Genomic DNA, 15139 nt, shown 5'->3' with positions numbered 1-15139 from the left:
CCGTTTCTTGATTGACGAGTCAATTAACGACCCGATATTGCGAGATGGCAAGCCTTTTTTCGCGAGGGAAGCCATGGCGCGACATGCGGCGGAGCCTATCCGACGGGCGGCGATCGTCAAGGCAACCATCCAGGAGGTCGCCCGCGCCGGATCGCTGGAGGTGACCGTCGCCCAGATCGCGGGCCGGGCGGGGGTCTCCTCGGCGCTGGCGCATCACTACTTCGGCTCCAAGGAGGCGATCTTCGTCGCCGCCATGCGCCACGTGCTCACCGTCTTCGGGGCTGAGGTGCGGGGCGCGCTGGCCACCGCCGAGGCGCCCCGCGACCGGGTCGAGGCCATCGTCCAGGCGAGCTTCTCGGCCGCGTCCTTCCGGCGGGAGAGCATCGCGGCCTGGCTCAACTTCTACGTCCTGGCGCAGACCATGCCTGAGGCGCGGCGTCTTCTCGCGGTCTACCACAAGCGGCTCCGGTCGAACCTCGTCCACGACCTGCGGCCGCTGGTGGGCGAGCGGGCCAATGCCGTGTCCGAGGGGCTCGGGGCGCTGATCGACGGGGTCTACCTGCGGCAGGCCCTGGCCACCAAGGCGCCGGACCGCAAGGCGGCGACGGCGCTCGTTCTTGACTACTTGGCGAAGGAGGTCGGGGAGTGACCCGTCCGAACATCTTGATCCTCATGGTGGACCAGCTCGCGGGGCCCTTGTTCCCCGACGGGCCGGCCGACTGGCTGCATGCGCCGAACCTGAAGCGACTGGCCCAGCGGTCGGCGCGGTTCGCCAATACCTACACGGGCTCGCCGCTCTGCGCGCCGGCGCGGGCCTCGGTCATGTCGGGGCAGTTGCCGCGCCGCACGCGGGTTTACGACAACGCGGCCGAGTTCACCTCCTCGGTGCCGACCTTCGCCCACCACCTGCGGCGGGCGGGCTACCAGACGGCGCTGTCGGGGAAGATGCATTTCGTCGGGCCGGACCAGCTCCACGGGCTGGAGCAGCGGCTGACGACGGACATCTACCCGGCCGACTTCGGCTGGACGCCGGACTACCGCAAGCCCGGCGAGCGGATCGACTGGTGGTATCACAACCTCGGCTCCGTCTCGGGGGCCGGGGTGGCGGAGATCACCAACCAGTACGAATACGACGACGAGGTGGCGCATAACGCCGTCCAGAAGCTCTACGACCTGTCGCGTGGCCACGATCCCCCGGCCCTGGTGCCTGACGGCGAGCTTCACGCATCCGCACCGACCCCCCCTACGTCGCGCGGCGGACGTACTGGGACCTCTACGAGGATTGCGAGCATCTCGAGCCGGAGGTGGCGCCCATTCCGTATGAAGACATGGACCCGCATTCCAAGCGGATCATGGATGCGTCCGACTGGCGCAGCTCCGAGATCACGCCCGAGATGGTGCGGCGGGCGCGGCGGGCCTACTTCGCCAACATCTCCTACGTGGACGACAAGATCGGGGAAATCCTGGCGGTGCTGGAGGCGACGCGGCAGAAGGCCATCGTCGTCTTCCTGTCCGATCACGGCGACATGCTGGGCGAGCGCGGGATGTGGTTCAAGATGAACTTCTTCGACCACTCCGCCGCCGTGCCGCTGATGATCGCGGCGCCGGGGCTGACGGCCGGCCGGGTGGACACGCCGGTGAGCACGATCGACCTCTGTCCGACGCTCTGCGACCTCGCGGGGGTGTCGATGGACGGGGTGGCGCCCTGGACGGACGGGGTGTCGCTGGTCCCCGTCGTGGGCGGGGCGGAGCGGGGGCCGGTGCCGATGGAGTATGCGGCGGAGGCGTCGGAGGCGCCGCTGGTGGCGATCCGGGACGGGCGGTGGAAGTACGTCCGCTGCGAGCTCGACCCGGAGATGCTGTTCGACCTCGACGCCGATCCGAGGGAGCTGACCAACCTCGCGGGCGATCCGGGTCATGCCGAGACGCTGGCTCGGCTCCGGGCGCTGGCCGATGCGCGCTGGGACCTGAAGGCCTACGACGCCGAGGTGCGCGAGAGCCAGGCGCGGCGCTGGGTCGTCTACGAGGCGCTGCGGAACGGGGCCTATTTCCCTTGGGACTTCCAGCCGCTGCGGCAGGCGTCCGAGCGATACATGCGCAACCACATGGACCTCAACGTGCTGGAGGAGAACCAGCGCTTCCCGAGGGGCGAATGACATGACCGAGACGCAGCCCAAGGCCAGCCACTTCGTGAACGGCGCCTGGCGCGAGGACGCGAGCGGCGAGGCGATCCCGGTGATCTACCCGGCGACCGGGGAGGTCATCGCGACCGTTCATGCGGCGACGCCTTCGGTGATCGAGGAGGCGCTGGCCTCGGCCGAGCGGGCGCAGAAGGAGTGGGCGGCTCTGCGCGGCGTCGAGCGCGGGCGGGTGCTGCGGCGGGCGGCGGACCTGATCCGGAAGCGGAACCGGGACCTGTCCGTGCTGGAGACCTACGACACCGGCAAGCCGCTGTCCGAGACGCTGGTGGCCGACGCCATGAGCGCGGCGGACGCGCTCGAGTACTTCGGCGGGCTGGCGGCCACGCTGTCGGGCGAGCACATCCAGCTCGGGGGCGACTTCGTCTACACGCGGCGCGAGCCGCTGGGCGTCTGCGTGGGCATCGGGGCCTGGAACTATCCGACCCAGATCGCGGCCTGGAAGGGAGCGCCGGCGCTCGCCTGCGGGAACGCGATGGTGTTCAAGCCGAGCGAGACGACGCCGTTGGGCGCGCTCAGGCTGGCGGAGATCCTGATGGAGGCCGGGGCGCCTGCGGGCCTCTACAACGTCGTGCAGGGGATGGGGGCGGTGGGCGCGGCGCTCATCAATGATCCGCGGGTGGCGAAGGTGTCGATCACCGGGTCGGTGCCGACGGGGACCAAGGTCTACGAGGCCGCCGCCAAGGGCATGAAGCACGTCACGCTGGAGCTCGGGGGCAAGTCGCCGCTGATCGTGTTCGAGGATGCGGACCTCGACAGCGCCGTGTCGGGGGCGATCCTGGGGAACTTCTACTCGACCGGGCAGGTCTGCTCGAACGGGACGCGGGTCTTCGTGCAGCGGGGGATCAAGGACGACTTTCTGGGGCGGCTTTCGGAGCGGCTGAAGGGCGTGGTCATGGACGATCCGCTGGACGAGCGGACCAACTTCGGGCCGATGGTGTCGCAGCGCCAGCGCGAGATCGTCGAGGGGTTCATCGCGAAGGGGCTGGAGGAGGGCGCGCGGCTCGTGGCGGGCGGGCGCAGGCTCAACCGGCCCGGGTTCTGGATCGAGCCCACCGTCTTCGCGGACGTCACCGACGGCATGGCCATCGCGCGGGACGAGATCTTCGGTCCCGTCATGTCGGTGCTGGACTTCGACTCCGAGGAGGAGGTGCTGGCGCGGGCCAACGCCACCGAGTTCGGGCTCGCGGCCGGGGTGTTCACGCGGGACCTGTCGCGCGGGCACCGGATGGCGGCGGGGTTCGAGGTCGGGACCTGCTTCATCAACGCCTACAACCTGACGCCAGTCGAGGCGCCCTTCGGCGGCATGAAGCGGTCCGGCATCGGGCGCGAGAACGGCCATGCGGCCATCGAGCACTATTCGCAACTGAAGTCCGTCTATGTCGGCATGGGGCCGGCCTGGGCGCCCTTCTGACAGCGCAAAGGGAGGGCCCCTGATGGAAGCCGATTACGTCATCGTCGGTGCGGGCAGCGCCGGCTGCGCCATGGCCTACCGCCTGTCGGAGGCGGGGCATTCGGTCCTCATCATCGAGGCGGGGGGCTCGGACTGGGGGACCCTTCATCCGGATGCCGGCGGCGCTGAGCTATCCCATGAACATGGCCCGCTACGACTGGGGCTTCCGCACCGAGCCCGAGCCGCATCTGGGCGGGCGGGTGCTGGCGACGCCGCGCGGCAAGGTGATCGGCGGGTCGTCCTCGATCAACGGCATGGTCTACGTCCGGGGGCACGCCAAGGACTACGACCATTGGGAGCAGGCCGGGGCCACGGGCTGGTCCTACGCCGACGTGCTGCCCTACTTCCGGCGGATGGAGCACTGGCACGGGCGGACGGGCGATCCCTCCTGGCGGGGGCATGACGGGCCGCTGCACATCACGCGCGGCCCCTGCGACAACCCGCTGGCGCAGGCCTTCCTCAAGGCCGGGCAGGAGGCGGGCTATCCGGTGACCGAGGACCCGAACGGCCTCCAGCAGGAGGGCTTCGGGCCCATGGAGGCGACGATCTGGGCCGGGCGGCGCTGGTCGGCGGCCTTCGCCTATCTGCGACCCGCGCTGCGGCGGCCCAACTGCGACCTCGTGAAGGGGATCGCGCGGCGGATCATCATCGAGGACGGTCGCGCCAAGGGCGTCGAGATCGACAGCTACAACGGGCTCCAGAAGGTGATGGCGCGGCGGGAGGTGATCGTCGCGTCGTCCTCCATCAACTCGCCGAAGCTGCTGATGCTGTCGGGCGTGGGGCCCGGGGAGCATCTGCGCGAGATGGGCGTGCCCGTGGTGGCCGACCGGCCCGGCGTGGGGCGGAACCTGCAGGACCACTTGGAGATCTACGTCCAGCGCGCCGCGACCAAGCCCGTGTCGCTGTTCCGGTACTGGAACCTCTGGGGCAAGGCTCTGGTGGGCGCGCGATGGCTCTTCACCGGGCAGGGGCTCGGGGCGTCGAACCAGTTCGAGGCGGGGGCCTTCATCCGGTCGCGCGCCGGGGTCGACTACCCGGACATCCAGTTCCACTTCCTTCCCATCGCGGTGCGCTACGACGGGCGGGCGGTGGCGCAGGGGCACGGGTTCCAGGCGCATGTGGGGCCGATGCGGTCGCCGTCGCGGGGAAGCGTGACCCTGCGGTCGCCCGACCCGGCGGCCTCGCCCCGCATCCTCTTCAACTACATGAGCCGGGAGGAGGACTGGCGCGACTTCCGGGCCTGCATCCGGCTCACCCGCGACATCTTCGGGCAGGAGGCGTTCCGCGACTTCGCGGGGCCGGAGATCCTGCCGGGCGAGGGCGTGCAGTCGGACGCGGCGCTGGACGAGGCAATCCGCGAGCACGTCGAGAGCGCCTATCACCCCTGCGGGACCTGCCGGATGGGGGCCGTGGACGACCCCATGTCGGTCGTGGACCCGGAGTGCCGGGTGATCGGGGTCGAGGGGCTGCGGGTGGCCGACAGCTCGATCTTCCCGCGCGTGACTAACGGCAACCTCAACGCGCCGTCGATCATGACGGGGGAGAAGGCCTCGGACCACATCCTCGGGCGAGTCCTGCCGCGCGAGGAGCGGGAGCCCTGGATCGACCCGGATTGGCGGGCGGCGCAGCGGCCGGTGCCGCGCGTGACGACTCAGGCGGCGGAGTAGCCCAGCAGCGCCGCGATCCGGCGCAGGGCGAGCTGGTAGCCCTGCGTCCCGCAGCCGACGATGATGCCGTCGGCGCGCAGCGACACGTAGCTGTGGTGGCGGAAGCTCTCGCGCTTGTGGACGTTGGAGATGTGGACCTCGATTACCGGGCCCTCGAAGGCGTTCAGGGCGTCGAGGATGGCAACGCTCGTGTGGGTCAGGGCGCCGGGGTTGATGACGATGGCCTGGGCCCTGTCCCGGGCCTCGTGGATCCAGTCGACGATCTGGCCCTCGTGGTTGGACTGGCGGAGGCTGGTGTCGAGTCCGAGGCTCTGCCCGAGGGCGGCGCAGTCGCGGTCCACGTCGGCGAGGGTCTCGCGGCCGTAGATCTCGGGCTGGCGCTGGCCGAGAAGGTTCAGGTTCGGGCCGTTGAGGATCAGGACCAGGGGCATCATGCGCTTCCGTCGTGGACGATGGAGTTGTGCCCTGTCGCGGCGGAAGGGGAAAGCCGGGGCGGGCGCCCACGCGGGGAAGCGTGGCGGCGGCGCCCGGCTCGGGCCGTTACGGAGGCTGCGGGTGCATGCGCGCCCCTGTCGTACCCGAGCGCCGCGCCGGGATTGCCAGTCCACGGCGCGGAAGGCGTGCTTCGGCACGCGGCGGCTGGGTCTTTGCGACGACCTGCGGCGTCTCGCGACGGGCAGGGGCATCTCCCAGTGGGGCGTCGGCACGCTTGGTCCCTCAAAGAGCACGGGCCATGCAGACCCAGCCCGGACGTGCCTTTCCGAGAGCGGGAGAGCAATGTCCCGCAAGCGGCTCCGGGCCGGACGGTCGGGCGGGAACCCCGGAGCGCGGCCGACCGTCCCTGGGCCAGCGTCCGAGGGTGCAGGCCCCCTCGGCGCCTCCCGTCCGGCCTGCACCCTGATGCGTGCCCTTGCGGGCGGGGGTGGTCTGGGGCCGGGGGGAGGGCGCGTCGGAGGGATGCACCTGTCCTCGCGGTCCAGGGTGCCGGGGTGGGGTTAACGAATGGTGAACGGGGCGTTCGTTGGGGGGTGGGGCGACGCAACACCCCGGGGGTAAGGGGTTGATGCCAGAGCGGAAGTTGCCCGGGCAGGGTGTTGCGTCGCCCTGTCGGCGGCGTGCCCGCAGACACCGGCCCTGGGGCCGAATCAGGGCCGCCGGCGCGGTGCGCGCGAGCACGCGCCCTACGGGGCGACACCGAGGTCAGGCGTGGATCGCCCCATCCCCGCAGGCGAGCGCGGCCTCGCGCACCGCCTCGCTGAACGTGGGGTGGGCGTGGCAGGTGCGGGCGAGGTCCTCGGCGGAGGCGCCGAACTCCATGGCGACGGCGACCTCGTGGATCAGGTCCCCGGCCATGGGGCCGATGATGTGGCAGCCGAGGATGCGGTCGGTCGCCTTGTCGGAGAGGAGCTTCACGAAGCCCTCGCCCTGGAACACCGCCTTGGCGCGGCCGTTGCCCATGAAGGGGAACTTGCCGACCTTGTAGGCGCGCCCTTCGGCTTTCAATTGCTCCTCGGTCTGGCCGACGGTGGCGACCTCGGGCGTGGTGTAGATGACGCCGGGGATCACGCCGTAGTTCACGTGGCCGTGCTGGCCGGCGAGGATCTCGGCCACGGCGACGCCCTCGTCCTCGGCCTTGTGGGCGAGCATGGGACCCTCGCGCACGTCGCCGATGGCGTAGAGGCCGGGGACGCTGGTGGCGAAGCCGGCGTCGGTGGCGATCTGGCCGCGGGGGGTCATCTGCACGCCCAGCGCGTCGAGGCCCAAGCCGTCCACGAAGGGCTTGCGCCCCGTGGCGACGAGGACGACCTCGGCCTCGAGGCGGTCCTCCTTCCCCGTCTTGCGGGACTTGTGGGTGACGACCGCGCCGGCGGCGGTGCGCTCCACCCCCTGCACGGCGGTGCCGAGGACGAAGGTCAGGCCCTGCTTCTGGAGGAGGCGCTGGAACTGCTTGCAGACCTCGGCGTCCATGCCGGGGGTGATCTGGTCGAGGTATTCGACCACCGTCACCTCGGTGCCGAGGCGCGAGTAGACCGAGCCCATCTCCAGCCCGATCACGCCGGCGCCGATCACCACCATGCTCTGGGGGATCGCCTTGAGGGAGAGCGCGCCGGTGGAGGTGACGACCACCTCCTCGTCGACCGTGACGCCGGGAAGGGTGCTGGCCTGGGAGCCGGAGGCGATGACGATGGCGCGGGCCTCGTGCGTCTCGCCGTTGAGGGCGACTTGGCCGGGGGCGGGGATCGAGGCGTAGCCCTTGAGCCAGTCGATCTTGTTCTTCTTGAACAGGAACTCGATGCCCGTGGTGTTCTGGCCGATGACCTCGTCCTTGTAGGCGAGCATCCGGGCCCAGTCGACCTGGGGCTGCGGCACCACGAGGCCCATGCGGCCGAAGTTGTGGTTCGCCTCGTGCAGCTCGTGCGTGGCGTGGAGGAGCGCCTTGGAGGGGATGCAGCCGACGTTGAGGCAGGTGCCGCCGAGCGTCGCCCGCCCCTCGGCCACCGCGACCTTGAGGCCGAGCTGCGCGGCCCGGATGGCGCAGACGTAGCCGCCGGGGCCGGCGCCGATCACGAGAAGGTCGTAGGTGGCCATGGGAGACTCCGAAGTCAGAAGAGGGCTGCCAGGATCATCAGCAGCGTCGCGACCCAGCCCACGCCCCAGGCCAGCGACCGGACGGGCGCATAGCCTGCGACATAGGCGGGGACGTAGAGGAGGCGGGCGATCACGTAGAGCCAGGCGCAGGTCGCGGTGAAGCGCGTGGCCTGGTCCGAGAGCGTCACCACGATGACGGCGATCGCGAAGAGGATCAGGTTCTCGGCGTGGTTGGCCAAGGCGCGCTGCGCGCGGGCGGCGGGGCCGGCGTGGGGCGAGGGCGCGTCGCGGTTGGTGGCCTGGTAGGCGAGCGTCCCCTGCCGCCGCGCCAAGGCCCCGAAGGTGCCGAGCGTGGCGTACTGGATCAGCGCGGCGACGGCGAGGGCCGTGAGCTCGGGCGTCATGCGGTCTCCAGGAAGTGGGCCTGCATGGGGCCGCCGAAGCCCTGCTCCTTGCGGAGCCACGCTTCCGCCCGGGGGCGGTCGTTGACCCCGAAGAGGAGGAAGACGCCGCTGCGCGAGTCGGCGTCGCGCCACATCTGGAGGAGGGAGAGCCCCGCCTCCATCCGGTCGGTCGACTCGGCGTCGAAGTCGCGCTTCCAGCGGGAAGTCGTTGGTGTCGAGCTGGCAGAGGAGCTGCATCATGGGTCTTGGTCCTTTGACGATGGTGCGCTGAAGCGCACCCTACGGTGGGAATGTAGGGTGCGTTCCGGGCGCGGCCCGTCAGAGGTCCATCAGCAGCCGGCGCGGGTCCTCGAGGGCTTCCTTGACGCGGACGAGGAAGGTCACCGCGCCCTTGCCGTCGACGATGCGGTGATCGTAGCTGAGCGCGAGGTACATCATCGGGCGGATGACGACCTGCCCGCCGAGGGCGACGGGGCGGTCCTGGATCTTGTGCATCCCGAGGATGCCGGACTGCGGCGGGTTGAGGATCGGCGAGGACATCAGGGAGCCGTAGACGCCGCCGTTCGAGATGGTGAAGGTGCCGCCCTGCATATCGGCCATCGAGAGCTTGCCGTCGCGGGCCTTGAGCCCGAGGTCGGCGATCTCCTTCTCGATCTGCGCGAAGCTCTTGTCCTGGGCGTCGCGTACCACGGGGACGACGAGGCCGGTGGGCGTGCCCACGGCGACGCCCATGTGGACGTAGCGCTTGTAGACGACCTCGTCGCCGTCGATCTCGGCGTTGACCTCCGGCACCTCCTGCAGCGCATGGACGCAGGCCTTCACGAAGAAGGACATGAAGCCGAGCTTGACCTTGTGCTTCTTCTCGAAGGCGTCCTTGAACTCGGACCTGAGGGACATGATCGCGCTCATGTCGGCCTCGTTGTAGGTCGTGAGCATCGCCGCGGTGTTCTGCGCCTCCTTGAGGCGGCGGGCGATGGTCTGGCGGAGGCGGGTCATCTTGACCCGCTCCTCGCGGCCGGCGTCCTGGGCGGGCGTGGGCGCGCGGGGGGCCTGCGGGGCCGGCGCGGGGGCGGCGGGCTTGGGGGCGTCGAGGACGCGGAGCACGTCCTCCTTCATCACGCGGCCGTCGCGGCCGGTGCCCTGGACCTGATCGCGCGAGAGGCCCTGGTCGGCCATCAGCTTCTTGGCGGAGGGTGCATCCTCGATGTCCGAGCGGGCGGACTGGGCGGCGGCCTGCGAGGTGGTCTCGCCGCCATACTCGCCGGGGCCCGAGGGGGCGGCGGTGGGCGCCGGGTGCGTGGCGGGCGAATCCTGCGGCGCGGTCGCCACGTCGGCGGCGACCGGGGCGGCGGCCTTGGCGGGTGCGGCGCCGGCGCCTTCCGCGATGGTGGCGAGAAGGGCGTTGGGGCCGACCGTGGTGCCCTCGGCGGCGACGATCTCGCCCAGGGTGCCGGCGGCGGGGGCGGGGACCTCCACCGTCACCTTGTCGGTCTCGAGCTCGCAGAGCATCTCGTCGGCGGCGACCGTGTCGCCCGGCTTCTTGAACCAGGTGGCGACGGTCGCCTCGGTGACGCTCTCGCCCAGGGCGGGGACGCGGACTTCGATGGCCATGTGACTTACTTTCCTTCGATGGTCAGCGCTTCGTCCACGAGCGCCTGTTGCTGGGCCTTGTGCGAGGAGGCGAGGCCGGTCGCGGGGCTCGCCGAGGCGGCGCGGCCCACGTAGGCCGGGCGCTTGGCGGTGGCGTCGATGCGGCCGAGCACCCATTCGATGTTGGGCTCGATGAAGCTCCAGGCGCCCTGGTTCTTGGGCTCCTCCTGGCACCACACGACGTCGGCGTTCCTGAAGCGGCCGAGCTCGTTGATGAGGCTGTGCGCCGGGAAGGGATAGAACTGCTCGACGCGCAGGAGGTAGATGTCGTCGATCCCGCGCGCGTCCCGCTCCTCCAGCAGGTCGTAGTAGACCTTGCCCGAGCAGAGGACGACGCGACGGATCTGGTCGTCGGCCACCAGCTTCGTGGCCGAGTTCCCCTTCTGCGCGTCGTCCCAGAGGACGCGGTGGAAGCTGGAGCCGGTGGTGAAGTCCTCCGCCCTCGACACGGCGAGCTTGTGCCGCAGGAGCGACTTGGGCGTCATCAGCACCAGGGGCTTGCGGAAGTTGCGGTGGAGCTGCCGGCGCAGGATGTGGAAGTAGTTCGCGGGCGTCGTGCAGTTCGCCACGATCCAGTTGTCGCTGCCGCAGAGCTGCAGGAAGCGCTCGAGCCGCGCCGAGGAGTGCTCGGGCCCCTGGCCCTCGAAGCCGTGGGGCAGGAGCATGACGAGGCCGCTCATCCGCAGCCACTTGGATTCGCCCGAGCTGATGAACTGGTCGAACATGATCTGCGCGCCGTTGGCGAAGTCGCCGAACTGCGCCTCCCAGGCCACGAGGGCGTTGGGCTCGCTCAGCGAGTAGCCGTATTCGAAGCCCAGCACCGCGTATTCCGAGAGCATCGAGTCGATGACCTCGTAGCGCGCCTGCCCCTCGCGGATGTGGTTGAGGGGGTAGTAGCGCTCCTCCGTCTCCTGGTTGATGAAGGCGGAGTGGCGCTGCGAGAAGGTGCCGCGCGTGGAATCCTGGCCCGAGAGGCGGACGGGGTAGCCCTCGGTCAGCAGCGAGCCGAAGGCCAGCGCCTCGCCCGTGGCCCAGTCGAAGCCCTCTCCGCTGGCGAACATCTGCCGCTTGGCGTCGAGCAGGCGGTCCACCGTCTTGTGGAGCGCGAAGCCCGCCGGCGCCGTGGTGAGCGCGCGCCCGATCTCCCCGAGCGTCTCGGGCGTGATGGCGGTGTCGCCGCGTTCGTAGGCGGCGTCGTTCTGGCGGTCGATGTGGGACCAGCGCCCGTCGAGCCAGTCGGCCTTGTTGGGGCTGTAGGCCTTGCCGGCCTCGAAGTCCTCGTTCAGGCGGGCCTGGAACTGGGCCTTCATCTCCTCGACCTCCCCCTCGGGGATGAGGCCGTCGCGGACGAGGCGTTCGGTATACAGCGTGAGCGTGGTCTTCTGCTTCTTGATCCGGTTGTACATCGCCGGGTTCGTGAACATGGGCTCGTCGCCCTCGTTGTGGCCGAACCGGCGGTAGCAGAAGATGTCGATCACCGCGTCCTTGTGGAACTTCTGGCGGAACTCGGTGGCGACCTTGGCGGCGTGGACCACGGCCTCCGGGTCGTCGCCGTTGACGTGGAAGATCGGCGCCTCGACCATCAGGGCGATGTCGGTCGGGTAGGGGCTGGAGCGCGAGAAGCTGGGCGCGGTGGTGAAGCCGATCTGGTTGTTCACCACGATGTGGATCGTGCCGCCGGTGCGGTGGCCCTTGAGGCCGGAGAGGCCGAAGCATTCCGCCACGACGCCCTGGCCCGCGAAGGCCGCGTCGCCGTGCAGGAGCACGGAGAGGACCCGGGTGCGGTCGGGGTCGCCGTGCTGGTCCTGCTTGGCGCGGGCCTTGCCGAGGACGACCGGGTTCACCGCCTCGAGATGCGAGGGGTTGGCGGTCAGCGACAGGTGGACGGTGTTGCCGTCGAACTCCCGGTCGCTCGACGCGCCCAGGTGGTACTTCACGTCGCCCGAGCCGTCCACGTCGTCGGGCTTGTAGGAGCCGCCCTGGAACTCGTGGAAGATGGCGCGGTAGGGCTTGCTCAGGACGTTGGCGAGGACGTTGAGGCGGCCCCGGTGGGGCATCCCGATGACGATCTCCTCCACGCCGAGGGCGCCGCCGCGCTTGATGATCTGCTCCATCGCCGGGATCAGCGCCTCGGCGCCGTCGAGGCCGAAGCGCTTGGTGCCGGTGTACTTGACGTGCAGGAACTTCTCGAAGCCCTCGGCCTCGACGAGCTTGTTGAGGATCGCCCGGCGGCCGTTCTGGGTGAAGGTGATCTCCTTGCCGTAGCCCTCGATCCGCTCCTTGAGCCACTGGGCCTGGGCGGGGTCGGAGATGTGCATGAACTGGAGCGCGAAGGTGCCGCAGTAGGTCCGCCGCACGAGGTCCACGATCTGCCGCATCGACGCGTGCTCGAGCCCGAGCACGTTGTCGATGAAGATCGGGCGGTCCATGTCGGCGGGCGAGAAGCCGTAGGAGGCCGGGTCAAGCTCGGGGTGGTGGGCGGTGTCGCGCAGGCCCAGCGGGTCGAGGTTGGCGGCGAGGTGGCCCCGGATGCGGTAGGCGCGGATCAGCATGAGCGCGCGGAGCGAGTCGAGCACCGCCTGGCGGACCTGGGCGTCGGTGAGGCCGACGCCCTTCTCCTCGGCCTTGGCCTTGATCTTGTCGCCGGCGGCCTTGCCCTCGGTCGGCCAGAGGCCGGTGAGGGCCGAGGTCAGCTCGTCCGCCGGCATGGGCGGCCAGTCGGGGCGGGCCCAGGACGGGTGCGCGGGCGCGGGCTCCTGCAGGGCGGCGAAGAAGTCGCGCCAGCTCTGGTCCACCGAGGCGGGGTCCTGCTGGAACCTCTCCTGCAGGGCCTCGACGTAGGAGGCATTGGCGCCCTGGAGGAAGGAGGAGGCGCGGAACTGGTCGTTGGAGGGCTGGTCGGTCATGAGGTCACCTCGGGGGAGGGGAAGGCGCTGGGGTCAGACTGGAGATAGGGTGTTGACGTCGAGTGAACGCCACGGGCGGCGGTCACGAAATTGCGCGAGGGGGCGCGAAAGCCGTAGGGCGGGCTCCAGCCCGCCACCTTCCGTGATGTCGATGTGGCGGGCCGAGGCCCGCCCTACGGGGGTCTGCATCACCCGATCGCCTGCTTCACCGCCTCGCCCAGGCCCGCCGGGCTGTCGGCGACGACGATGCCGGCGCGCTTCATGGCCTCGATCTTGGACTCCGCGTCGCCCTTGCCGCCCGAGACGATGGCGCCGGCATGGCCCATGCGGCGGCCCTTCGGCGCCGTGCGGCCGGCGATGAAGCCGGCGGTGGGCTTCCAGCGGCCGGCCTTCTTCTCGTCCATGAGGAACTGCGCGGCGTCCTCCTCGGCGCTGCCCCCGATCTCGCCGATCATGATGATCGACTGCGTCTCGGGGTCGGCGAGGAACATCTCGAGGACGTCGATGTGCTCCATCCCCTTGATCGGGTCGCCGCCGATGCCGACCGCCGTGCTCTGGCCGAGGCCCACGTCGGTGGTCTGCTTGACCGCCTCGTAGGTGAGCGTGCCGGAGCGGGAGACCACGCCGACCGAGCCCTTGGAGAAGATCGAGCCCGGCATGATGCCGATCTTGCATTCGTCGGGGGTGAGGATGCCGGGGCAGTTGGGGCCGATGAGGCGGGTGGAGGACCCGGCCAGCGCCCGCTTGACGCGCATCATGTCGAGGACGGGGATGCCCTCGGTGATGCAGACGACGAGGGGGATCTGCGCGTCGATGGCCTCGAGGATCGAGTCGGCGGCGAAGGGCGGGGGGACGTAGATGACGGAGGCGTCCGCGCCGGTCTTGGCCACGGCCTCATGGACCGAGTCGAAGACGGGGAGGCCGAGGTGCTCGGTGCCGCCCTTGCCGGGGGTCACGCCGCCGACCATCCTGGTGCCGTAGGCGATGGCCTGCTCGGAGTGGAAGGTGCCCTGGGAGCCGGTGAAGCCCTGGCAGATGACCTTGGTGGATTGATTGACGAGGATGGACATCCGCTTAGCCCCTGACCGCCTTGACGATCTTTTCCGCCGCGTCGGACAGGTCGTCCGCCGGGATCACGTTGAGTCCGCTGTCGCGGATGATCTGCTTGCCGAGCTCGACGTTGGTGCCCTCCAGGCGCACCACCAGCGGGACGTTCAGGCCGACCTCCTTCACGGCGGCGATGATGCCCTCCGCGATGATGTCGCAGCGCATGATGCCGCCGAAGATGTTGACCAGGATGCCCTTCACGTTGGGGTCCGAGGTGATGATCTTGAAGGCCTCGGTCACCTTCTCCTTGGAGGCGCCGCCGCCCACGTCGAGGAAGTTGGCGGGCTCGGCCCCGTAGAGCTTGATGATGTCCATCGTCGCCATGGCGAGGCCCGCGCCGTTCACCATGCAGCCGATGTCGCCGTCGAGCGCGATGTAGTTCAGGTCGAACTTCTGGGCCGCGAGCTCCTTGGGGTCGACCTCGGTCTCGTCGGCCAGGGCCGCGATGTCGGCGTGGCGGTAGAGCGCGTTGTTGTCGAAGCCCATCTTGGCGTCGAGGCAGTGGAGGTTCCCGGCCTTGGTCACGATCAGCGGGTTGATCTCCAGCATCTCCATGTCCTTGGAGAGGAAGAGGTCGAAGAGCTTGCCCATCAGGGCCACGCATTGCTTGACCTGCGCCCCTTCGAGGCCCAGCGCGTAGGCGATGCGGCGGCCGTGGAAGGGCTGGTAGCCGGTCGCGGGGTCGATGGTCAGCGTCAGGATGCGGTCGGGCGTGGCATGGGCCACCTCCTCGATGTCCATGCCGCCTTCCTGCGAGCAGACGAAGGCCACGCGCGAGGTCTGCCGGTCCACGAGGAGGGCGAGGTAGAGCTCGCGCGCGATGTCGGCGCCGTCCTCGATGTAGACGCGGTTCACCTGCTTGCCGGGGGCGCCGGTCTGCTTGGTCACGAGGGTGCGGCCCAGCATCCGGCGGGCCTCCATCTCGGCTTCCTCGACCGACTTGGTGATGCGGACGCCGCCCTTCTCGCCGGCGTCGGATTCCTTGAAGCTGCCCTTGCCGCGGCCGCCGGCGTGGATCTGCGCCTTGACCACCCAGACGGGGCCGTCGATCTGGCCGGCCGCCGTCTTGGCGTCCTCGGCCCGCAGGACGACGCGGCCGTCCGCCACGGGGGCTCCGGCGGCGCGGAGCAGCTCCTTGGCCTGGTATTCGTGGATGTTCATCGGG

General features: G+C 70.1%; 10 protein-coding genes and 2 pseudogenes. 4 read left to right on the top strand and 8 right to left on the bottom strand.

What is annotated here, in order from left to right; all coding sequences use genetic code 11:
* The first annotated feature begins 73 nt into the window (after positions 1-73).
* The 4 genes and pseudogenes from betI to betA all read left to right on the top strand — a co-directional run bounded on the left by betI (position 74) and on the right by betA (position 5318).
* Complete coding sequence (gene betI, locus RUMESO_RS05050; RefSeq protein WP_037278585.1) at positions 74-649, top strand: choline-binding transcriptional repressor BetI; 576 nt, start codon at positions 74-76, stop codon at positions 647-649.
* Positions 646-2156 (top strand): annotated as a pseudogene (betC, locus tag RUMESO_RS05045) (choline-sulfatase). Before betI ends, betC begins: the two are co-directional and overlap by 4 nt.
* A 1-nt stretch (position 2157) precedes the next feature.
* A complete protein-coding gene (gene betB / locus RUMESO_RS05040; protein WP_037278584.1) occupies positions 2158-3612 on the top strand; it encodes a betaine-aldehyde dehydrogenase in 1455 nt (484 codons plus the stop codon).
* A 22-nt stretch (positions 3613-3634) separates the two neighbouring features.
* A pseudogene (gene betA, locus RUMESO_RS05035) lies at positions 3635-5318 on the top strand (choline dehydrogenase).
* Here the strand turns inward: betA and aroQ are convergent.
* The 8 genes from aroQ to sucC form a co-directional block, all read right to left on the bottom strand.
* Positions 5303-5749: a type II 3-dehydroquinate dehydratase gene (gene aroQ / locus RUMESO_RS05030; protein ID WP_425414872.1), complete on the bottom strand. Its 447-nt coding sequence runs from the start codon at positions 5747-5749 to the stop codon at positions 5303-5305. The pseudogene betA and the gene aroQ sit on opposite strands and share 16 nt — an antisense overlap.
* A gap of 769 nt (positions 5750-6518) precedes the next feature.
* Positions 6519-7907 (bottom strand): dihydrolipoyl dehydrogenase, encoded by a 1389-nt coding sequence (gene lpdA / locus RUMESO_RS05025; RefSeq protein WP_037278580.1) that lies wholly within the window; start codon positions 7905-7907, stop codon positions 6519-6521.
* Positions 7908-7921: 14 nt separating this feature from the next.
* Positions 7922-8311: an MAPEG family protein gene (locus tag RUMESO_RS05020; protein ID WP_037278579.1), complete on the bottom strand. Its 390-nt coding sequence runs from the start codon at positions 8309-8311 to the stop codon at positions 7922-7924.
* Positions 8308-8472 carry a hypothetical protein gene (locus RUMESO_RS05015; RefSeq protein ID WP_245639151.1) on the bottom strand — a complete coding sequence of 55 codons (165 nt, stop codon included), beginning with the start codon at positions 8470-8472 and terminating at the stop codon, positions 8308-8310. The genes RUMESO_RS05020 and RUMESO_RS05015 overlap by 4 nt, the downstream gene beginning before the upstream one ends.
* Before the next feature lie 157 nt (positions 8473-8629).
* On the bottom strand, positions 8630-9922 hold the full coding sequence (gene odhB, locus RUMESO_RS05010) for a 2-oxoglutarate dehydrogenase complex dihydrolipoyllysine-residue succinyltransferase (protein WP_037278577.1): 1293 nt from the start codon (positions 9920-9922) through the stop codon (positions 8630-8632).
* Between the two features lie 5 nt (positions 9923-9927).
* Positions 9928-12867, bottom strand: a complete 2940-nt coding sequence (locus tag RUMESO_RS05005) for a 2-oxoglutarate dehydrogenase E1 component (protein ID WP_037278575.1) — start codon at positions 12865-12867, stop codon at positions 9928-9930.
* A gap of 188 nt (positions 12868-13055) precedes the next feature.
* Complete coding sequence (gene sucD, locus RUMESO_RS05000) at positions 13056-13937, bottom strand: succinate--CoA ligase subunit alpha (protein ID WP_037278573.1); 882 nt, start codon at positions 13935-13937, stop codon at positions 13056-13058.
* 4 nt (positions 13938-13941) lie between these two features.
* Entirely contained in the window at positions 13942-15135 is a 1194-nt protein-coding gene (sucC, locus tag RUMESO_RS04995) for an ADP-forming succinate--CoA ligase subunit beta (protein WP_037278570.1), read from the bottom strand.
* Between the last annotated feature and the right edge of the window lie 4 nt (positions 15136-15139).

The organism is Rubellimicrobium mesophilum DSM 19309, from assembly GCF_000600335.2.
Lineage (GTDB): Bacteria > Pseudomonadota > Alphaproteobacteria > Rhodobacterales > Rhodobacteraceae > Rubellimicrobium > Rubellimicrobium mesophilum.
The sequence above is the reverse complement of the archived record's forward strand: the minus strand, read 5'-3'. Positions and strand labels throughout refer to the sequence as shown.